General features: G+C 60.9%; 17 protein-coding genes and 2 pseudogenes. 1 reads left to right on the forward strand and 18 read right to left on the reverse strand.

The window, feature by feature from the left end; translation table 11 throughout:
- Positions 1-57 precede the first annotated feature (57 nt).
- From ACZYHG_RS32285 to nifH, 8 genes and pseudogenes are all read right to left on the reverse strand, one after another.
- The gene (locus ACZYHG_RS32285; protein WP_464615153.1) at positions 58-846 is read right to left on the reverse strand and encodes a winged helix-turn-helix domain-containing protein; all 789 of its coding nucleotides are present in this window, start codon (positions 844-846) and stop codon (positions 58-60) included.
- Positions 847-874: 28 nt separating this feature from the next.
- Entirely contained in the window at positions 875-1,354 is a 480-nt protein-coding gene (locus ACZYHG_RS32290) for a NifX-associated nitrogen fixation protein (protein WP_258580979.1), read from the reverse strand.
- Positions 1,355-1,371: 17 nt separating this feature from the next.
- The gene (gene nifX / locus ACZYHG_RS32295) at positions 1,372-1,866 is read right to left on the reverse strand and encodes a nitrogen fixation protein NifX (protein WP_464615154.1); all 495 of its coding nucleotides are present in this window, start codon (positions 1,864-1,866) and stop codon (positions 1,372-1,374) included.
- Positions 1,832-3,214, reverse strand: a complete 1,383-nt coding sequence (gene nifN, locus ACZYHG_RS32300; protein WP_464615155.1) for a nitrogenase iron-molybdenum cofactor biosynthesis protein NifN — start codon at positions 3,212-3,214, stop codon at positions 1,832-1,834. The genes nifX and nifN overlap by 35 nt, the downstream gene beginning before the upstream one ends.
- Positions 3,215-3,223: 9 nt before the next feature.
- Positions 3,224-4,713: pseudogene (gene nifE / locus ACZYHG_RS32305) on the reverse strand (nitrogenase iron-molybdenum cofactor biosynthesis protein NifE).
- A gap of 63 nt (positions 4,714-4,776) precedes the next feature.
- Complete coding sequence (gene nifK / locus ACZYHG_RS32310; RefSeq protein WP_464615156.1) at positions 4,777-6,318, reverse strand: nitrogenase molybdenum-iron protein subunit beta; 1,542 nt, start codon at positions 6,316-6,318, stop codon at positions 4,777-4,779.
- A 134-nt stretch (positions 6,319-6,452) separates the two neighbouring features.
- Positions 6,453-7,955 carry a nitrogenase molybdenum-iron protein alpha chain gene (gene nifD, locus ACZYHG_RS32315; protein WP_464615157.1) on the reverse strand — a complete coding sequence of 501 codons (1,503 nt, stop codon included), beginning with the start codon at positions 7,953-7,955 and terminating at the stop codon, positions 6,453-6,455.
- A gap of 98 nt (positions 7,956-8,053) precedes the next feature.
- A complete protein-coding gene (gene nifH / locus ACZYHG_RS32320; RefSeq protein ID WP_464615158.1) occupies positions 8,054-8,947 on the reverse strand; it encodes a nitrogenase iron protein in 894 nt (297 codons plus the stop codon).
- Between the two features lie 557 nt (positions 8,948-9,504).
- Here nifH and ACZYHG_RS32325 point away from each other — a divergent pair.
- Positions 9,505-9,687: a hypothetical protein gene (locus tag ACZYHG_RS32325; protein WP_464615379.1), complete on the forward strand. Its 183-nt coding sequence runs from the start codon at positions 9,505-9,507 to the stop codon at positions 9,685-9,687.
- Positions 9,688-10,381: 694 nt separating this feature from the next.
- Here the strand turns inward: ACZYHG_RS32325 and ACZYHG_RS32330 are convergent.
- From ACZYHG_RS32330 to ACZYHG_RS32375, 10 genes and pseudogenes are all read right to left on the reverse strand, one after another.
- Positions 10,382-11,503 carry a beta-ketoacyl-ACP synthase III gene (locus ACZYHG_RS32330; protein WP_464615159.1) on the reverse strand — a complete coding sequence of 374 codons (1,122 nt, stop codon included), beginning with the start codon at positions 11,501-11,503 and terminating at the stop codon, positions 10,382-10,384.
- A 263-nt stretch (positions 11,504-11,766) separates the two neighbouring features.
- Positions 11,767-12,115, reverse strand: a pseudogene (locus ACZYHG_RS32335) (glutamine--fructose-6-phosphate transaminase (isomerizing)); the annotation flags it as partial.
- Between the two features lie 539 nt (positions 12,116-12,654).
- Positions 12,655-13,065 carry a DUF3363 domain-containing protein gene (locus ACZYHG_RS32340; protein WP_464615160.1) on the reverse strand — a complete coding sequence of 137 codons (411 nt, stop codon included), beginning with the start codon at positions 13,063-13,065 and terminating at the stop codon, positions 12,655-12,657.
- Positions 13,043-13,342, reverse strand: coding sequence for a DUF3363 domain-containing protein (locus tag ACZYHG_RS32345; RefSeq protein ID WP_464615161.1), 300 nt, complete (start codon positions 13,340-13,342; stop codon positions 13,043-13,045). The genes ACZYHG_RS32340 and ACZYHG_RS32345 overlap by 23 nt, the downstream gene beginning before the upstream one ends.
- Positions 13,343-13,783: 441 nt before the next feature.
- Complete coding sequence (locus tag ACZYHG_RS32350) at positions 13,784-14,536, reverse strand: hypothetical protein (protein WP_464615162.1); 753 nt, start codon at positions 14,534-14,536, stop codon at positions 13,784-13,786.
- Positions 14,537-15,163: 627 nt separating this feature from the next.
- The gene (locus tag ACZYHG_RS32355; RefSeq protein ID WP_464615380.1) at positions 15,164-15,331 is read right to left on the reverse strand and encodes a hypothetical protein; all 168 of its coding nucleotides are present in this window, start codon (positions 15,329-15,331) and stop codon (positions 15,164-15,166) included.
- Positions 15,328-16,770 (reverse strand): methylmalonyl-CoA mutase subunit beta, encoded by a 1,443-nt coding sequence (locus ACZYHG_RS32360; protein ID WP_464615163.1) that lies wholly within the window; start codon positions 16,768-16,770, stop codon positions 15,328-15,330. Before ACZYHG_RS32360 ends, ACZYHG_RS32355 begins: the two co-directional genes overlap by 4 nt.
- 436 nt (positions 16,771-17,206) lie before the next feature.
- Positions 17,207-19,147 (reverse strand): sulfate adenylyltransferase subunit CysN, encoded by a 1,941-nt coding sequence (gene cysN / locus ACZYHG_RS32365; protein WP_464615164.1) that lies wholly within the window; start codon positions 19,145-19,147, stop codon positions 17,207-17,209.
- Between the two features lie 2 nt (positions 19,148-19,149).
- Positions 19,150-20,055 (reverse strand): sulfate adenylyltransferase subunit CysD, encoded by a 906-nt coding sequence (cysD, locus tag ACZYHG_RS32370; protein ID WP_464615165.1) that lies wholly within the window; start codon positions 20,053-20,055, stop codon positions 19,150-19,152.
- A 195-nt stretch (positions 20,056-20,250) separates the two neighbouring features.
- A complete protein-coding gene (locus tag ACZYHG_RS32375) occupies positions 20,251-20,484 on the reverse strand; it encodes a DUF2061 domain-containing protein (RefSeq protein WP_183455225.1) in 234 nt (77 codons plus the stop codon).
- Positions 20,485-20,514 lie beyond the last annotated feature (30 nt).

Consider the following 20,514-nt stretch of genomic DNA (forward strand, 5'->3'; position numbering starts at 1 on the left):
AGGCCGCAAGACCGGCTCACGGCGAGGGTGGGAGTGCCACCACACCCGGCACTTGATTCATTCGGCCGGCTTCTCAAGCGAGTAGCCGGCCGACCTGACGGTGCGAATGTCGCTGTCGGGCGAAGCTGACTTCAGGGCTTTTCTGATCCGGCTGATATGGACATCGACGGTGCGTGGTTCGACATGGATGTTGTCCCCCCAGGCCCTGCCGATAAGCTCCTCCCGGCTGAAGACCTTGCCGGGAGCTTCAATCATAAGCCGCAGCACGTTGAACTCGATGAGTCCGAGGTGAATGTCGTGGCCATTGCCGCGAATCCGGCGGGCATCGAGCTTCATCTCGAGGCCGCCACAGGTGAGCCAGCCGCCGTTTTCAAGACCATTTGCGCCCCGCTTCGGCAGCGCCAGCCTCGCCCGTAGACAGTCGAGCAGCTTGGCCGGGTCGATCGGCCGCACAAAGATCTCGTCAATGCCAGCTTTCAGGAGATCGAGGTGCTGGTCCTCGGCGCCGCGCGCGATCAGGGCAATAACGGGCAGGTCGGCCGTCTGCGGCTCCTCCTTGAGGCGGGCGCAGATTGTGGCTCCCGTCGCGCTTGCTGGCACGCAGTCCAGCACGACGGCGTGGAACTCCCGTTGTTCGGCCAATACAAATGCTTCCTTCGCGCAGCCTGCCTGCTCACTCGCGAAGCGGTCCGCCTCCAGAATGTGGCTATAATTCAGATAGAACTCCGCATCTTGCGAACAGATCAAAACGAGTGGCTTCATCGGCGCTACCCCAAGAGCCCCCTCATCGACCTGGCCCGCCTCGGCTTCCGTGGGCTGGCTATCGCGCTCGCTCAAGATTGTCATGGCCCCCCTTGCTCGAAGATCCGCTTCATCACGCACGCGCCACCTCGGGATAGGTCTCGATGGTAGCGATTGCGTCGCCGACCAGTTTCGTGCCGGCCTGAGCGAGCTTCCGGAACGTCTCGAAGCCGAACCGGTGGACATCGCGCAGGGTCTTCGAAAGCACGACCAGCCGTCCGGCCGTGAAGAGCACGCGCCCAAAGCCCTCATGGCTCATCTCCATCATCGGCGATGCCATCAGGCCGCAGCGCTCCTCGATCGCAAGCCCGACGGCGGCATAGAACTTATCGAGCCTCCACAGCACGTCCGGATCGGGATCGCCGATGATCGGGATCGCACGGCGCTGTTCCCTGGTGATGATGAAGTCGCCCAGAAGCTCGGCATCCGGTTTGCCTTCCCATGACCCGTAGGAATCCTGAGCACGGATCAGCCGCACGAGGCATTTGACGAACGGGGTGGCAAGCGCCGCCTCGTCCTCGGCGACAGCAGTGCTAGCCGCGGTATCTGACATTTCGCCTTCTCCTCATTTCAGTCGTCCTCGAAGGACGGTTTCTTCTCGGCGACGCCTGCCTCCGCCAGCACCTTGCGCAGCCAGGGGGGAGGACACGTCCTGAGCATCATCTGCGTGCGCAACAGCACCTCCTGGATGGGTTGGGGGTGCGGCACCTTGATCGGATGGATTTTTGCCGAAACTACCTTGGCCGCCGAAGGCCCGCCGATCGCCAGACAGAACAGGAGATGACAGCCCTTCAGCGCCTCCACCTTCGGCGTGATGCGGTCATCGCCCTCGCTGCGATGCTCCCCGCTCTCGTCGGAAACGTCATCGAAGGCCACGGCTTCCACGAGGTTCCATTCCTCGCGCGTCACGTCGTAGACGGCAAAGCGCCTGGCGGACCCGAAATGGGCATTGAGGTCCTTCATGTCTTGCGTGGCGATGGCCACGCGCAATGCGCCCGCTCGTCGTTCCGGCATCGGTGTGTGAACCTCGTCAGTGACGAGCGAGAGGCGACGAAAGGAGCTCATCTGGCATTTCTCGCTTATGGAATGGATCAAGTGCCTCAGGCGTCGGCGCGTGCTGGTTGGCCTGGAAGATGTTGGCAACCTCGAAGATCAGGTCGCGGGTGCCCTGATAGAGGATTGTGAGCTTGTGCTGGCTGCCGAGCCGGTCGAAGACCGGGAACCCGACGCGCATGAGCGGAATGCCAAGGCGCTGCGCCGCCTGGCGGCCATGGGAATGGGTGACCAGAAGATCAGCGCCGGCGGCAAGAGCTTCCAAATCGCCGAGATCGCCGATCTGAACGGACTGCGCCGGTACTTTTTCCAGAATTTTCGACATATCGGTCGTGGAGACCGCCGCCGCGATTTCGGAGCCCATGCCGACGAAGAAGGTCGCGAGTTGATAGAGTTGGTCTGGTTCAGCAGCGATCGCAATTTTCTTGCCTCCGAAATGGAAATGTCCGTCGAGTAACGCATCCTGCAATTGGCCCCGGCGACGGCGCACCCCGGCCGGCACCGACGCGCCTGAAATCGCGGACAGCAGCGAGACGAACCGATCGGCGCCCTTCAATCCGGTCAGCGACTGGAACAGCACGTAAGGCACGCCGGTCAACTTCTGCAGCACCTCCGCCGGGCGGCGCATATGCTCGCCGATGGCGATGCAATGTTCGGCCGTGCCAAGCTCGCGGATATCCTCGACGCTGGTGCCGCCATAGGTGGTTGTGACCCAACGGTCGGGCACGGTGCCGTCGAGCGAGCCTGAAACGTCCGGCAAAACCACCGGCTTCAGCCCAAAGCTTTCAACCATCTCACGCAAATGCTCGATGTCAGCCACAGTGAGGTTCCAGCCGGGCAGGATTGCGATCTTTTTTGATTGCCGCGCCTGTTCGCCGGGCCGTGTAATGCCTTCGATCATCGCGGTAACAGCCTTGGCCCAGCCCTCTTCGATCGCGCCGTCGAAATCCGGCGTGTTGGCCAGCACGATCTCCGTGCCGGCGATTTCTTGCGCGTGCTTCAGCCTGATGTCGGCGATGTCTCTTGCGCAATCTTCGCCACGGGTTTCCACCAGTGCAGTCGTGCAGACCCCGATCAGCTTTGGCTTTGTGCGGACCTTGAGGTTGAGGATCGCCTCTTCCAGATTGTCCGCCCCGCCGAGGATCGTCGTCACTTCGTCCATCGCGGTGGTCTGCAAGGGGATCGCTTCCTTGAAATGCCGCACGAAGAGCACGAGCGCGAAGCTGGTGCAGCCCTGGCTGCCGTGGAACAGTGGCATCGCGCCGTCGACCCCAAGAAAGGCCAAGGCCGCACCCAGCGGCTGTGACGATTTCAGCGGATTGACGGCTGCCGATTTGGTCTGGGAAAGAATGCGGGCCATAGGCTTTCCTCAACGCTCGCCGCACTCGCCGGCCGTCGTGCCGGCGACTTCCTGGACAGCGTGCAACGTCGCGGTCTCGCTCTTCGTGCCCGGCAGTTCGTCCTCGACCGAAGGCTGGCAATCCCACGGAGCCGGCTCGCGCACCTGGGACCAGATCGGGTTATGAATGGCGAGGTCGATCTGGCGTACGAGTTCCACCATGCCGTCATAGCCCGCATAAGGATGTTGGCGCTCCTGGTTGATATCGAGCCAGGGTGTCTTGGCCTTGAGCGCGATGAATTGCGTGCGCCCGCCCGACAGCATGATATCGGCCTTGTGTTCTGAGAGCATGGCGTAAAGCTCGCGCGCCGCCATCTGCTCGAACATGTGGTTGTCGTCCTTCAGGATCTGCTTGATGCGCTCCTTGTCTTCGACCGTGGATTTCTTGACCGAGGTGCCGACGATCTCCATGCCGATCTCCATCAGCGCGTGGACGATCGACCAGGACTTCACGCCGCCTGTATTGAGCAGCACGCGCTTGCCTTGAAGCCGCCGCCGGTAGGCTTCGAGCTTCCTCCACGCAATCGCCTCTTCCACTGCGATCAGCGTCTGTGTGCGGTTGAGGATCTCGCGATCGGCACCCTTCCTCACGAGCAGCTCAGCAATGTTGCGAAGTGCTTCCGAGGTGTCGGAAATGCCGTAGAAGGAGCCTTCGAAGAACGGGATGTCCCAGCGCTCCTCCATCTTGCGGGCAAGATTGATGAGTGCCGTCGAGCACACGATCATAGCCGCCCGGGCGCGGTGCGCGGAAGCAACGTCAAGGTAGCGCGCGTCGCCCGGAAGACAGGCGCGCACCCGGATGCCTAGCCGATCAAGCAGCGGCTTCACCAGCCAGAATTCGCCGGAGAGGTTGAATTCGCCAAGGATGTTGATGTCGTACGGCCCGGCGTCGTCGGGTTCTACCGTGCCGATGACGTGATCGAGCAACGCCTCTGCGGCGAGCTTGTTGCCGAGGTTCTTAGAGCCGGCCAAGCCCGGCGCATTGACCGGCACCACGGCCAAGCCGAATTTTTCCCCCGCACGCTTGCACACGGCCTCGATGTCGTCGCCGATCAACGCCGTCACGCAGGTCGAATAGACGAAGATCGCTGGCGGCGCATATGCTTCCCTAATCTCGCGGATCGCCTTGAAAAGCTTGCGCTCGCCCTGCCCCATCACCACGTCGAGTTCGGTCAGATCGGTTGTGAAGCTTGTGCGCCAAAGCGTTGCCCCGGACGAAGCCGCTCCGCGGTTGTCCCAGGAATTGCCCTCGCAGGCGAGCGGCGCATGGACCAGGTGCGCGACGTCGGTGATCGGCTGCAGTACGATCTTGGCGCCGTCAAAGGCGCAGCCGCCGGCTGCCGCCCGGGGGTCAGCGGCTTCGAGCAGCCCTCTTTGCGCGCCTTGGCCTCCTTGCCGCGGTTTTTATCGCAGGCGGGCTCGTTGAAGACATCCTGGATTTTGGCGCTGAGCGAGGACATTGCGTCGGTCTCCAAAAGTGCATTGGAAGGCGGCCAGCCTCGGCGAAAGGCCGGCCGCCGCTGCTAGCGGGTGAGGTCATAAGAATAGTCCGTCACACCCGTCTCGCTGGTCTCGCGATCGAGCTTGTCGAAGATCTTGTCGAGGATCGTCGTCAGGACGCGTAACCCGCCTTGGTAGCCCATGAGCGCAAAGCGATGGTGATGGTGCCGGTCGAAGATCGGGAACATCAGCCTGATCAGCGGCGTGCCGGTGTCGCGCTCCAGATACTTGCCATAGGAATTGCCGATCAATAGGTCCACCGGCTCGGTGAAGAGCAGCGAGCGCATCGCCCACAGGTCCTTGCCCGGCCAGACCTGGGCATCCTTGCCGAAGGGCGAGGATGCAAGCAGTTCCTTCATCTCGGCTCCCCATGCCGAGCTGCCGTTGGTGGCGAGGCAATGGGTCGGCTCGCCACCGGTCTCCATGACGAAGCGGGCCATGGCGTAGACGAAGTCCGGATCGCCGTAGATCGCATATTTCTTGCCGTGCAACCAGGACTGGCTGTCCGCCATGGCGTCAACCAGTCGGCCGCGCTCAAGGCGGATTGTCTCGGGGATCTCCTTGCCGGAAAGCGCCGAGACCTTCATCAGCAATTCGTCGGTCGCCTGGACCCCGAGCGGGTAATGGAACGAGGCCGTCGCCTGCCCGACTTGCTCGCAGTAGTCCAGCGTTTTTCGGGTGTTGTAATACTGTAGCGAAAGTGTCGCCTCGGCGTTCTGTGCCTCCTTCACGTCTTCGATCTTCGTGCCGCCGTCATACATGCGGTATTCGCCGTCCGACGGCGTGTCGAACTGGTCTGAGGCGTCCTGGATGAAGGTGTAGGACACGCTCATCAGTTCGAGCAGGCGCTTGAGTTCCCGGTTGTTGCCGACGCAGAAGCCGTCGAAACCCGGAATGATGTTGATGGTTCCCTTGGCTTCCGTGCGCTCCTGGCCTTTCCAGAAGTGCTCCAGAATGCCCTTGACCATTACGTCATAGCCATCGACATGGCTGCCGACGAAGGCCGGCGTGTGGGCGAAGGGCACGTCGAAGTCGCGCGGGACCGAGTTTTCGTCCTTGGCGTTCTCGATGAAGCTGTGCAGGTCGTCGCCAATGACCTCCGCCATACAGGTGGTCGAGACGGCGATCATCTTCGGGTCGTAGAGCTGGTAGGTGTTGGCGAGCCCGTCGACCATGTTCTTCAGGCCGCCGAATACGGCCGCATCCTCCGTCATCGAGGAGGAAACCGCCGAAGCAGGCTCCTTGAAATGGCGCGACAGGTGTGAGCGGTAATAGGCCACGCAGCCCTGGCTGCCGTGGACGAAGGACATGGTTCGTTCGAAGCCCGCTGCCGCGAACACCGCGCCGAGCGGCTGGCAGGCCTTGGCGGGGTTCACGACAAGCGCTTCGCGGGCGAGGTTCTTTTCGCGGTATTCCCACGTCTTGGTGAATTCGCGTTGATCGGTAACGATCTGATCCGGGTGCGGACATTCGAAATTCAGCTTCTTCTCGGCGAGCATCTGCCTGTATTCCGGCTCGCGGAACAGGGGAGCGTGGTCGAGAATTTTTTCAGCCGACTGCGGCATTGGTGATTACCTCTTTTCATCTGGCCGCCCCATAAGGCAGCTCAGGGACGTCGAGACGTTTCAGGTGTCCCCGCGGGCCACGGGGCCGCGGGCGTTCATCGTCTCCCTTGGGGAGACCAGGCTAAGGCCGGGTGTTATTCGGCAGCCATCGCCCGCCCACGGCTCGGGCTTTTTTTCCAAGGCGCGTCGTAAAGGCCCCAGACCGGGTTGTTGATGGCAAGATCCACGTCGCGGGCGAAAATGGCAAAGCCGTCATAGCCATGATACGGTCCTGAATAATCCCAGGAGTGCATCTGGCGGAACGGTATGCCCATCTTCTGCACCGGGTATTTTTCCTTAATGCCCGAGCCGACGAGATTAGGGCGAACCCCCTCGATGAACTTCTCCAACTCGTAACCGGTCACATCATCATAGATCAGCGTGCCGTTCCTTACGTAATGGCCCGTGCGTTGATAGTCGTCGTTGTGGGCGAACTCGTAGCCTGTGCCGACGATCACCATGCCGAGGTCCTCGTAGGCGGTGATGACGTGGCGGGGGCGCAGGCCGCCGACGTAGAGCATGACAGTATTGCCTTCGAGGCGCGGCCGGTACTTGGCGACGACCGCATCAACAAGCGGTCTGTACTTGGCGATAACCTTCTCGGTCTTCTCTTCGATTTCAGGGCCAAAATGCTTGGCTATCTTGCGCAGGGAGGCTTCGATCTGGGAGGGGCCGAAGAAATTGTACTCCATCCACGCGACCCCATACTTTTCCTCCATGTGCCGGCAGATGTAGTTCATCGACCTGTAGCAATGGATGAGATTGAGCTTGGCCTTCGGCGCGCGCTCTATCTCGGCGAGCGTGGCGTCGCCCGACCAGTTGCCGACCACGCGCAGCCCTATCTCCTCGAGCAGGATGCGCGAGGCCCAGGCGTCGCCGCCGATATTGTAGTCACCGATCACGTTGACGTCGTGCGGGCCGGCCTCGAACTCCACGTCCTTCTTCTCGAAGACCCAGTCGCGGATCGCGTCGTTGGCGATGTGGTGGCCGAGCGATTGCGAGACGCCGCGGAAGCCCTCGCAGCGCACCGGCACGATCGTCTTTCCGTGCTCCTTGGCCTTGTTGCGGGATACTGCTTCGGTGTCGTCGCCAATCAGGCCGATCGGGCATTCGGATTGCACGCTCATGCCGTTGTTGAGGGGAAACAGTCCCTCAATCTCGTCGATGATCTGTTCCAGCTTCTTGTCACCGCCGAAAACAATGTCCTTTTCCTGGAAATCGGAGGTGAACTGCATTGTCCCGAACGTGTCGATGCCCGTCGTGCCTACATAGTAGTTGCGGCGCTGCGACCAGGAATATTGCCCGCAGCCGACCGGGCCGTGCGAGATATGGACCATATCCTTGATTGGACCCCACACCACGCCCTTAGAGCCGGCATAGGCGCAGCCACGAATCGTCATCACGCCTGGAATGGACTTGATGTTCGATTTGACGTCGCATTCGGAGACGACCTCGCCTTCCTCGCCAGCCTCGTCCCCGCTCTTTGCGACGCTGAGGTGCTTTTTGCGGCGCTTCGCCGCCTTGTCGGGATATTGCGACAGCACCTCCTCGATAAGCTTCGCATGGAGAGTGCCGTCATTCTCGTAATCCAGGCTCATGGGACCCCTTTAAAGGTTCGAGTGACGCCTCACCGACGAGGCGCCGTTCTTTGAAAGGCGCGTCAGCGCAATGCGGCGCCTCGTGGCGGCAGCGCTCGTTACTGGGCGGCCGCTTTCGTCGCTTCCTTGGCCTGAAGCTCGGCAAGCATCTGCTCGTCGGTCTTCATGATGCCGAAGTCGAGCAGCATGTCCTCGAGCTCCTCCATGGTGATCGGGGTCGGCACGGTGCCCTGCCCCGAATTGCCATGGATCTTCTCGGCCAGCGCGCGGTATTCCCCCGCCTGCTTGGAGTCCGGCGCATACTGGATAACCGACATCTTCCTGAGCTCGGCGTGCTGGACGATGTTGTCGCGCGGCACGAAATGGATGAGCTTGGAATTGAGCCTGGAAGCCAGTGCTTCGGCGAGGTCGAGCTCGCGGTCGGTTTGACGCTCGTTGCAAATCAGGCCGCCGAGCCGCACGCCGCCCGAATGGGCATATTTCAGAATGCCCTTGGCGATGTTGTTGGCGGCATAGAGCGCCATCATCTCGCCGGACATGACAATGTAGATTTCCTGGGCCTTGCCCTCGCGGATCGGCATCGCGAAGCCGCCGCACACCACGTCCCCGAGCACGTCGTAGGAGACATAGTCGACATCGTCATAGGCGCCGTTCTCCTCGAGGAAGTTGATCGAGGTGATGACGCCGCGCCCGGCGCAGCCGACACCCGGCTCGGGACCGCCGGATTCCACGCACTTGATGCCTTTATAGCCGACCTTCAGCACGTCCTGGAGTTCGAGGTCTTCGACCGAACCTTGCTCTGCCGCGAGGTGCAGGACCGTATCCTGCGCCTTCGAGTTCAGGATCAGGCGGGTGGAGTCGGCTTTGGGGTCGCAGCCGACGATGAGGATCTTCTGCCCAAGGTCGACAAGTGCGGCGAGCGTATTTTGGGAGGTGGTGGACTTGCCTATGCCCCCCTTGCCGTAGAATGCGATCTGACGCAGACCTGACATGTAGCTTTCCTTCCTTCGTTCCATCCATCGCGGCTGCCCGCGACATGCCGGTCGGCAGCTCTCGCCGCCTCACACCCAAAGGGTCTCAAGATGCGTGCCAATTGGCTTGATCGGACAGAAGAAAAATTTTAATATTGCTTTTCAGCTATTTAGCCTGAGGGCAAACAGTGCTTGTCGGAACAAGCCCGTGTAGCGGACACGACAAAGGCGACAGAAAGATCCGATGGCGCTGCTCGAGACCGCTACAGGTTGACCTCGGTGTCCGGAGCAAGTTGGAGCAGCGAGTTAAGGCGCTTCGGTCGAGAGACCTGCTGCAGAGTCTTCGGTCCACGCGTAGCTGTGTATCGCTCCAGGCTGCTTTTGATCCCGCGCGGTTCAGTCTTTGTCTTCTCGATCGCGAGGTTTGCTTCTTCGCACCAGACGTCACAACTGTTACCGTAGGCTTGGCTGCCATTTCTGCTGATACGCTTGGATTGACCCCAAGGCGGTCATTTGCACCAACGGAAAACGAGCACAACTGTCCGAGCTCATGGATCGTCACGCTGGGAATAGCTGCCTTGGGCGATCTCGCACAGGTGTCGGTGATGCGTCAGGTAGATCACCTGACCGGCACATGCCATCTCACCAAACAGTTTGAAGACCTCCTCGGATCGGACGTGGTCGAAGGTCTCCATTATATCATCGGCGATAAGGGCACGGAGGGCCTAGACGGAACCGTCGGCCGTCAGCTCCGAGATTGACGGGCGCGCCATCGACGACCGTTTCCCAGATCAGGCCTCCGTTCCTACTGACCGACAGGCCTCCTTCAGTCGCGGCGTAAATCGTGTCGGCGTCTTTGCCGATGCGGCGAGGTCGATCAGCTTGGGAGCGGTCCAACCACAGACCACATCTTCCCGGCAATGTCGGGCAGCAGGCGCTGTACGTGTTCTTGCTCCTTGCCACCATAGTTCAGTTCGGACCGGGCTGCGCTTCTACAGGAAGGGTTTGCCTGCCCTGTGATCACATCCCTTCGTTCGCCGACGCAGCGGTTACCGTCCAGAGCGAGGGGATCGCAGTTGCTTGGGCAAAACGTTTCAAATTCGACTTCATGCTGATCTTTTGCGTTCAGGGAGCCACGGCGCCTGGGTTGACTGATGAACACCGTCCGTTCGCACATGTGGGGTCGAATTAACTCTTGGCGAGGGGCGCTTGCCGCACGAGGAGGAGCCCCGGCAGCTGTTGGATGATGAACCCGCCTCCCCACCAATGATGGCATTCGACCCAGCGGAACTCCGGCTACTGCTCCATGTGGCGCAGTAGATGGGATACCGACGGACTGACTAGCCGTGTCCGGGGCAGCGGCCGGACCACGAGCCGCTGCACCCCTCAGTCGGTTTTGCAGCGCCTGCCGATCGGCGATGAGGTTGTCGAGGCACCAGCCTGAAACCGCCGATCTTAGAGCATCCTCAGCAGCGCGCCGCCTATCGAATACCCCGCGCCAAACGCGCAGATCAGGCCGAAATCGCCGGGCTTCATGTCGGCGTGGTTCTCCGACAGCGCGATGATGGCGCCGGCGCCCGCCGTGTTGCCCAGTCGCTCCAGCACCATCGGCGCGCGATCATGGTCGACCTCGTGGCCGAACGACAGTTTCAGGATCATCGCGTTCATGCGCGCATTGGCCTGATGCAGCCAGAAGCGCCTGACCGCCTGCGGCGTCAGCCCGTGCTCGGCGAGGAATTCGACGATGAACTTCTGCCCGGCGACGGTGACTTCCTTGAACACCTTGTTGCCGACCTGCTTGATCAGATTACCTTCCAGATTGATCATGTAAGGATCATCCTGGGCGGTGCGGGTGTGATGGCCGAGATTGGTGCGGATGTTGTTCGACATCTGCGTCCAGATGCGCGTGTCGAGCACCTCGAATCGTTCCGGCCGCTTCTCGCCCTGGGCAAGCCCCTCCACCACCATGGACACGGACGCGTCGCCGAAGATGAAATGCGTCTGCCGGTCGCGGAAATTGAGATGGCCGGTGATGATCTCCGGCGTCGTCACCAGAATGCGTTTGTGCGCGCCCGACCGCACCAAATTGACGGCGATGTGCAAGGCAGCGGCAGCCGAAGAGCAGCCAAGCCCCATGTCGAAGCCGGCGCCCTTGGTGCCCAGCGCTTGCTGCATTTCGATGGCGATCGCCGGATAGGGTCGCTGGTGATGCGAGGCCGAGCAGATCACCAGATCGATGTCGGACGGCCTCAGCCCGGCATGGTCGAGGGCTTTCCTTGCCGAAGCGATGCCGAACTCGGCCTCCAGCGACAGCGCGTCATCAGGCCGCGCCGGGATGCGCGGTGCCATGCGGGTCGGGTCGAGAATGCCTTCGCGCTCGATCACATGGCGGGCGCGCACCCCTGAAGCGTGGACGATGAAGTCGCTGTCCGATTTCGGTAGCAGCGGCTCGTCGGTGCCCTGGCGGCGCGCATTCTCCATGTCGACCCAGGCATTGAAGCTGGCGACCAGTTCTTCGTTTGTGATCGTGGGTTCGGGGATTTCAACGCCAATGCCGCTGATGATGACGCGATGCATGTTTCAGTCCGTCCCATCCGCAGGCGTTGCGGGCTTCATGTGGGCGTCGAATTCGCGCGCCGGCCGCGTTCGCTCATCCTCGAATTTGACATAGAGGGCGGCGGACCAGTCAGCCATGTCAGCTCCCACAATCATTCGACGGTGACCGATTTTCCGAGATTGCGCGGCTAGTCGACATCTGTGCCCATGACCAGCGCCGTGTGATAGGCAAGAAGCTGTATCGGCAGCGAGAAAATCATCGGCGCGACTGTCTCGACTGCCGGCAGCCCCCGCAGCCGCCAATTCGTCCTTCAACTCGGCGAAATTCTCGATAATGCCGTCATGGACGACGGCCACACCATCGCTAAAGTGCGGATGCGCGTTGCGTTCAGTCAGTGCCCCATGAGTTGCCCGGCGCGTGTGGGCGATGCCAATGGTGCCGCCCAGCGGCTCTTCCTTCAGCCTCGCCTCGAGATTGACAAGCTTGCCCTCGGCGCGCCGGCAGTGCAAGGCACCCTCGGTGATCGTCGCAACGCCGGCTGAGTCATAGCCGCGATATTCCAGACGCTTCAACGCGTCGACCAACCGCTCCGACACTGGCTGTTGCCCAACGATGCCTACAATCCCGCACATGCTCGCCTCCGATTTCTCCCGGCAGCCTGGGTCGACCGGAAGGACACCCGCCCGGCCGTTTCTATTCAGAGCCTCCTAGGGGAATTCGGTACGACTGGTAAAATCGATTATTGGGATAACTGTCATCCACCCAGTGGATGGGGCTAGGACGCGTTTGGGCGACGTCCTCGATCATCCGGCGGCGAGACAGCTCATCTCGGCGATACGGGCCTCCTGAACGATCCGGGACACGAGCACCTCACGCAGATTGCGCAGATTGGCCCTCAATGTCTAATGATCGAAGACGCGCCCCAGCAACGCCAGATCGGAGGGATTGAAGACGCCGGATTGCTCAGCATTTCGACGAAATCGGCACGACACCCCCTTCGCTGCAGGCTCCGTCGAGCACAATCGATAGTTGGGCGCTATTGCAAGGCCCAGGCTGGACACTACGGCAGCAAACGTCCCGCGACCAAAAACAAGTGCTCAAGAAAAAAACCGCCGCGCTTCGCGGCGCGACGGGTCGATCGGGCGTTGCATGAAGCATCGCTGCTGCGTCGTCATGAAACGCTGGGCCCACCCCTTTGCCGACCGGTGTTCCAGGAGATAGCCTCGCGCTGAACCACGCCAGAAACCTCCTTGCCGATGGGCCGCTGGAGCACCGGCCGCCATGGCACCAGCGTGAGCTCGCGCGACCTCTCGATCGCGGCATATTTGCCGCAGGCGAGCTCAACCGATCGGCGCAGCGTACCCTCTATTCGATCTCCTGCCCGGGCTTCGGCATACGAGAGCCCAAGTTCCTGCGAAAGCTGACCGACAACACGGTTCAGCTCACGCTGACGCAGGATCGAAATCATGTTGGCGCGATAAACTATCCGGTCCTGCTCTTCACTCGCGAGACCCTGCACGAGCAGCCACTGCCGCCTGCGTGCCTGCGCGGCCCGCACATCATGGCCCGAAACCCGAGCCATGCAAAGCCTCCGGTCTGTCAGAGACCAGCTCGCGGTCAATCCAAGTGGCGCCGTCGAAACCAATCTGTTGCTCAAGCGACAATGAGGAGAGCTTCTCGACCGTGACAGGTTCTTCCCTGGCACGCTGACACTCGTAGACGACGACGCGTTTGGGATGGTCCGGCCCGATGACCCAGGTGCCGTCAGGCTCGCGCTTCACTCCACCGGTGGCGTGGCGGATCGCTTCAAGGCGCCGGACGTTGCGTTTCGGCGAAAGGTTCGGTGACCGACGGATCATGCTTCAGATGGATGTCGATGTTGCAGCGCCCGTTATGGGCGGCCACGATGTCCGCGATCGTACGGTCAACCTGCCTCGGCTCGGTGTTGCTCGCAGTGACACGAAAGCGGCTCCGCTGGACAACCGAAGGGTCGTTATGGCCAGGGATCAAAGCCCGAAGGGCCGAGACCGCCGTGAGCAGAGCGAATGAAGCGGGCTCGGTTCACGAGAGCCCGCGCGCGTCATGAGGCGCGCGGGCGCCCGCCAACGTCAATAGGACGGGTTTGCGATAGTGGGGCTTGGGGGCTTGATCCTGTACTCGAAATCTTCGCCCAGCATGCGCAATATTTCATGTGGATCGAAAACCGATCGTTTCGGCGAGGTCGAGGATCCGTCCACATCGACGCGCCGACTATCTCCCTTGGATGGCCGCGAAGGATGCTTCTGGTCAACTCTTGAAGATTACAGCAGCGGTGGACGGTCTGGCGAAAGTCCCATTTTCGAGAAGAACACGTTCCATACCTCAACCTCGCCCAGTTGATCAGGAACATGGTTCTCCTGATGGATACTGCAGCGCTCCGGGACTGGCCCTGTGAACTTCGACCTATCATATGCATTCCCGATGGCGCGGAAATAGGCCACATGGAACCTTGAGTGTCCCAATTTTTTCTCAAGTAGAGTGACCATCTCCTGGAGATCGTCTACGCCAAACGTCTTTCCCATCTGCTGATCCCCCGGAGCATCCGTCGCCGAGACATAACGCACAAACAACGTTTTTCGTGTCCGAGCGATGTCGAGCATCTTATTGTATTTGTAAATCAGCTTCTCTCGGCAGGACCGTAACGCTTCCGGCGTGAATATCACTGCGTTGGATGTGGTCCGATCGAATTCATGGTGGTAAACTACCCCGTAATTCTCGCAAAAAGCTGACGTCCCATTGAAGCAGGCTGATACACGAAGCCCAAATCGCGCTCCATCATCTGCCAATATTTCTTCGATGGAGGCTATAGGTGTCACAATCCAATCAAAACAGCTGCTCGGGCGCCGTTTGAAATAGCGTCTGATTTGCGTCGCAGGAGTGCAGTCAGATCCAAGGCTAAAAATAGCTTCGTAAGGCATTGCCCGGTCCTTAGGTGGTACCAGATAGGAGTGAAAGAGCGATGCTTTCCAGCATTTCGAAAAATAGGGCAAATCGATTGTATTGATACGGACCATCAGCGCTGCGGATATGGAACACGCAGCATCAAACTGTCCAAGCCGGTCATCATCGCGCGGCTTAGGATCTTTGTCCGCGATAAGCTGTTACCGGTGGGTTCGTTCCTCGCCCAATGGAGGCAGCGGTAAGCGAACGCACTCTATCGGCGGCGGGTCGCTGGCCGTGCGGGCGAAACGAAATCGTCGAAAATGGAGGTCGTCCAATTTCGGAAGCAGATACAAGCTGCAGTCGTGGGGCAGCGTGTCTGGCGACACCCTGGTGGCAACCGTGTCCTTGATCGCCTGCTTGAACATCGACAGTGATCACCATCGGCCGTGACAGCGACCGGCTGGCGAGGCACTGGCCATCGGGCGGCTGCCGCCGTGGATGTCATTCAGCCACCGGAGGGCAGCAAGATGGTACTTCAGACGCCGCGTAGGCACGATGGCGTCGACGCATAGCCGCAACGGGCGGAGCACGGAGGCGCCGGAAACGGCGATCTGCAAACTCTGGCAATCCTGTCGCAGCAGCACGTGCTGCATCCCTGCTCGGGTCAGCAGGACGTCGTTGGCGCATGCGTCGCCTCCATGCGGGATGTGTTTCCGCCATCGAAGGGCAAAGCCGTCATTGATGCAGCCTATAGACCTTTACAGCTTGCTAGCGAACGACACGGTCAAGATTCGCCTGACCGGAACCTGCGTCGTGGAGACAGCATCAATGCTGACAAGGCCTTCCGGCGTCATCCGCTGGCCTTTGACCTCGATGGGTGCGCGGCGTGGCGGCACCCAGCCGATCTGGCTGAAATCCGGGATCAAGAGGCGGCTCCGATTGATTGGTCGATGCGGACCGGAAACAGGGGCTCGCAGACGGCAACGCCTTCGGTGAAGGCGGGCCGCCGTTCCGCTGCCAGCGTCTCGACCGGACGTTCGCTTTTCAACGGATAGAGCGTGGTGCCGATGATGGCTCGCTCGCCTGCCTGATAGGCTGCGTTGCGCCGCGCTGCCGCGGCATGAACGCGTGCCTGGATATGCCCGCCCTGAAGGCTGGACAAGACGCCGCCCTCGGCCTCGATTGTCTGCAATTCCGTCCAGGCTGTCTCGCACAGTTCCGCGGTCAGCGCTTCGACCGCGCCGGATCCGTAGGCAGGATCGGCGACATGATCGATATGGCTTTCATTGGCCATGATCAGTTGCGCGTTGCGGGCAACACGGCGGGCAAAACCCGCCGGCAAGCCATGCGCGATCGTGTGCGGCAGGATTGAGATCGAATCGGCGCCGCCTGATGCTGCCGCAAAGCAGGCAATCGTGGTGCGCAGGATGTTGGTTTCCGGGTCCAATGCCGTCATCATGCGAAACGACGTCTCGGCGTGGATATTGGCGGTGGAATTGGGGATCGAACAGGCTTCCTGCAGCCGTGCCCAGAGCCTGCGCAGTGCCCGAACCTTGGCCACCGACAGGAATTGGTCCTGGTCGACGCTGAGCGCAAAGCCGATATGGGGTGCGGCATAGACAAGCGGCTGCCGCGCCGTCTCGAACATTCTGAGATAGGAGATCGCCGAAGCCAGCATGATGCCAAGCTCCTGCGCTTCCGTGGCGCCGGCATTGTGGAACACACGCCCGTCCGCCTCCAGCAGCACGCCCGGAACGCCCATCGAGAAGAAATGCGCCAGCGATTGCGGCATCGAGGCCTGTAGCGCCTCGATCGACATGCGCAGCCGGCCGGTTCCGGCAAAGATCGCCGCCGGATCGATGCCGAAGGAAAGGTTCAGCTTTGCCGGGTCCGAACGGCGCTTGCTCAGGAACGCCACCAGCCAGTCGGCCACGGCGCGGCTCCAGGGATGCGCATCAATGCGGATCTGGATGCGATTGAGCGGTACGCCGTCCAGCACCGTCTCCAGCGCTTGCGCCGTTCTCGGCAGGCCATAGCCGAATGCGTTCGGCGCCCCTTCGAAGACAAGCGACAATCCCGTCGCGCCTTGCGCTACGTCTTCCAGAGCCTGGGCTCTGGCGCGGTCGATATCCGGATCATCGACGCGCTGGCTGACGATCCAGGGCGATTTCGGGTTTGCACGCACGAGCGGTTCCGCCGCGGTGCTGCGGTCGTAGAGCGGTTCGATGCGGATGTTGTCATCGCTATGCGAGACCAGCTTCTCCTCGAAGGATGCGCCGGCCAACGCCTTTTCCGCCAGGGCCAGCCATCGCTGGCGCTCGGCATTCTCGGGTTCAACATCCCTGGTCAAGGCTCCAGCTCCCATCCTTCTTCCTCGTTTTTATGCGTCCGCATCAGCCTGGAACACAGTCTACGGTTCCCGGTCCGATATCGTAATGCAATGCACTTGTTGGATCTGAATTCGACCTATCGGATTTATGTCAGCCTGTGGCACAAACCATGGCCGATTGCCACATACCGGCAAAATTGACGATGTCGGCAGCAACCCACGAGCTCCATCCATCTGGTCGCGAAGCGCATAGTTCAGGGCGATGCTGCGTGATCAGGTGGGTGGTCTCCGGCTGTTTCGTTGTTTTTGAGTTTGCAACCGACATCGAACCGTTGTGTGCGACCCCGGCTCAACAATCCCTGCGGGTAGGGGCAAGGCGTCCGCCTTCGTCTCATGGCTAAATCAAAGACAGCCGATGGCGCCACTCCCGGCCAGTGCCGACCCTTCGAACAGGGCAAGGACTGCCTTGTCATCAGATGGATCCACCATTGTCGGCAGGAGGTGGTTGCGCAATGTCGCGCTCGATCAGCCAGAGTTCCAAGGCCTCTACCATCTCTTCGGCCGATCTGCCGAGTGTCTTGAGATGGATTTCCGGGTTCTCCGGCGCTTCGTAAGGCGAATCCACACCGGTGAAATTCTTGATCTCGCCATTCAGCGCCCGGGCATAGAGGCCCTTCGGATCGCGCCTGGCGCATTCCTCGAAGGGCGTATCGACAAACACCTCGATGAATTCACCGTCCGCCATCAATTCGCGCGCCATGCGCCGCTCCGCGCTGAACGGCGAAATGAACGAAACAATGACGACCAACCCGGCATCGGCCATCAAACGCGCCACTTCGGCGACGCGCCGGATGTTCTCGACGCGATCGGCGTCGGTGAAACCAAGATCGCGGTTGAGACCGTGACGGACATTGTCGCCATCCAGGATGTAGGTGTGGCGACCGGTGGCAAACAGCTTCTTTTCGAACAGGTTGGCGATGGTCGACTTGCCGGAGCCCGACAGCCCGGTGAACCAGAACACGGCGGGCCGCTGGTTCTTCATGTCGGCACGAACGCGCTTGCCGACATCGAGCGACTGCCAATGGATGTTTTCGGCACGGCGCAGCGAGTGCAGGATCATGCCGGCGCCGACCGTGGCATTGGAGATGCGGTCGATCAGGATGAAGGCGCCAGTGGTGCGGTTCTCTGCGAACGGATCGAAGGCGATCGGTGTCCGCGTCGAGATGTTGCAGATGCCGACTTCGTTCATCTCGAGCGACTTGGCCGCCTCATGAGCAAAGTCGTTGACGTTGATCCGGTATTTCAGGTCGGTGACGGTGGCGCTTGTCTGGTCGGTCTCGGTGCGAAGGATGTAGGACCGGCCGGGCAGCAAAGCGTGCTCGTCGAACCAGACGATGTTGGCGGCGAACTGGTCGGCGACCTGCGGCCGGGCAGCCGGCGAAACCAGCATGTTGCCGCGTGAGATCTCGACCTCGTCGTCAAGGACGAGTGTGACAGCCTGGCCGGCTGCCGCCTGGGCCAGGTCGCCGCCATAGGAGACGATCCGCTTGACGCGCGAGGATTTGCCGGACTTGGCGACGACGACCTCGTCACCGGGTGCAACCGAGCCGGAGGCGACTGTGCCAGCAAAGCCGCGAAAGTCGAGATTGGGGCGGTTGACATATTGGACCGGGAACCGGAACGGCAGCTCGACCACCGCTTCGTCGACCGATACGGTTTCGAGATGCTCGATCAGCGTCGGGCCGGAATACCATTCCATGCTTTCCGAGCGGCGGCTGACGTTGTCGCCGTAACGGGCGGACATCGGGATCGGCACGATGGTCTGGAAGCCGAGATCACGCGAGAATTGCCGGTAGGACTCGGTGATGCGTTCGAAGACCGCCTGGTCGAACCCGACAAGATCGATCTTGTTGACTGCCAGCACGATGTGCCGGATGCCGAGCAGCGAAGCGATGATCGAATGGCGCCTGGTCTGGCGCAGCACCCCTTGCCGGGCATCGATCAGCACGATGGCCAGGTCGGCGGTCGACGCGCCTGTCGCCATGTTGCGGGTGTACTGTTCGTGGCCGGGCGTGTCGGCAACGATAAACTTGCGCTTCGGCGTGGCGAAGAAGCGATAGGCGACGTCGATGGTGATGCCTTGCTCGCGCTCGGCCTCGAGGCCATCGACCAGAAGCGCGAAATCGATGTCGTCGCCGGTCGTGCCGTGCTTGCGCGAATCGCGTTCGAGCGCGGCGAGCTGGTCCTCGAAAATCTGCTTGGTGTCGGAAAGCAGGCGCCCGATCAGCGTCGACTTGCCATCATCGACGGAACCGCAGGTCAGGAAGCGCAGCAGCGATTTCTTCTCCTGCGCCGCCAGATAGTCGCGGACGCCGTCGGTGGGTGCGAGGCTCTTTGCCATGATGTGGCGCATGGTCAAAAGTACCCCTCGCGCTTCTTCTTTTCCATCGAGCCGGCTTCATCGCGGTCGATCAGGCGACCCTGTCGCTCGGAGGTGCGCGCGGTCAGCATTTCGCCGACGATGGCTTCCAGCGTGTCGGCATCCGATTCGATGGCGCCGGTCAGCGGATAGCAGCCGAGCGTACGGAAGCGCACAAGCCGGTTCTCCACCGTCTCGCCGGGGCGCAGTTTCATGCGCTCGTCATCCCGCAGGATCAGCATGCCGTCGCGCTCGACGACGGGCCGTGGCTTGGCGAAATAGAGCGGCACGATCGGGATGTTCTCTTGCAGGATGTACTGCCAGATATCGAGCTCGGTCCAGTTCGACAGCGGAAAGACGCGGATCGATTCACCCGATGCGATGCGGGTGTTGAATATCTTCCACATCTCGGGCCGCTGGTTCTTCGGATCCCAGACATGCTGGGCATTGCGGAAGGAGAAAATGCGCTCCTTGGCGCGCGATTTCTCCTCGTCGCGACGGGCGCCGCCAAAGGCAGCGTCGAAACCGTATTTGTCGAGCGCCTGGCGCAGCGCCACGGTCTTCATCACATGGGTGTGGGTGTTCGAACCATGATCGAACGGATTGATGTTGTCGCGCACGCCATCTTCGTTGACATGAACGAGCAGATCGAAGCCGAGTTTCTGCGCCATCTGATCGCGAAAAGCGATCATCTCGCGGAATTTCCACGTCGTGTCGACATGAAGGAAGGGGAATGGCGGCTTGGCGGGATAAAACGCCTTCATCGCCAGATGCATCAGCACGGATGAATCCTTGCCGACCGAATAAAGCATGACCGGCTTGGTGAAGGCGGCCGCAACCTCCCGGAAGATGTGGATGGACTCGGCCTCCAGACGTTGCAGGTGCGTCAAAGGAACATTCATGTCGGCACTTTCTAATCCAGCCTTTGACGGCGCTTAAAGCGCCGCCCCGGGCAGAACTGCCAGTCATCCCCGAAGCGGGCCCTTGCAAGCGCGAATGTGCGCCGGACGTTCGACGCTTGCTGAAACCATATGATCACAGCTTTCGTCATCGCGACGATCTGAGACATCCGAGAGATTGCCCCAATGGTGTGCTGTTCAATCAGCCGGCAATATCATGCGCCGGCCAAACGGAATGAACGACCATGCCCGTTCGTGGAGATAGTACAGCACGATTTTTGTAATAACTTCAGCACTGGCGATCGATCCCGCGGAAACGACGTTTCCAGTTATGAGCCAGCTCAGCGCGAACGTATCGACACTGCCTGTGATGCGCCAACTGACAGCCTTGGCTATGGATCTGCCGTGGGTCTCGGGAACAGGAATGAACATGCGCAATCGCTCCAGGAGGACGTCAAAACC

It is taken from the genome of Mesorhizobium subarcticum (assembly GCF_055456085.1).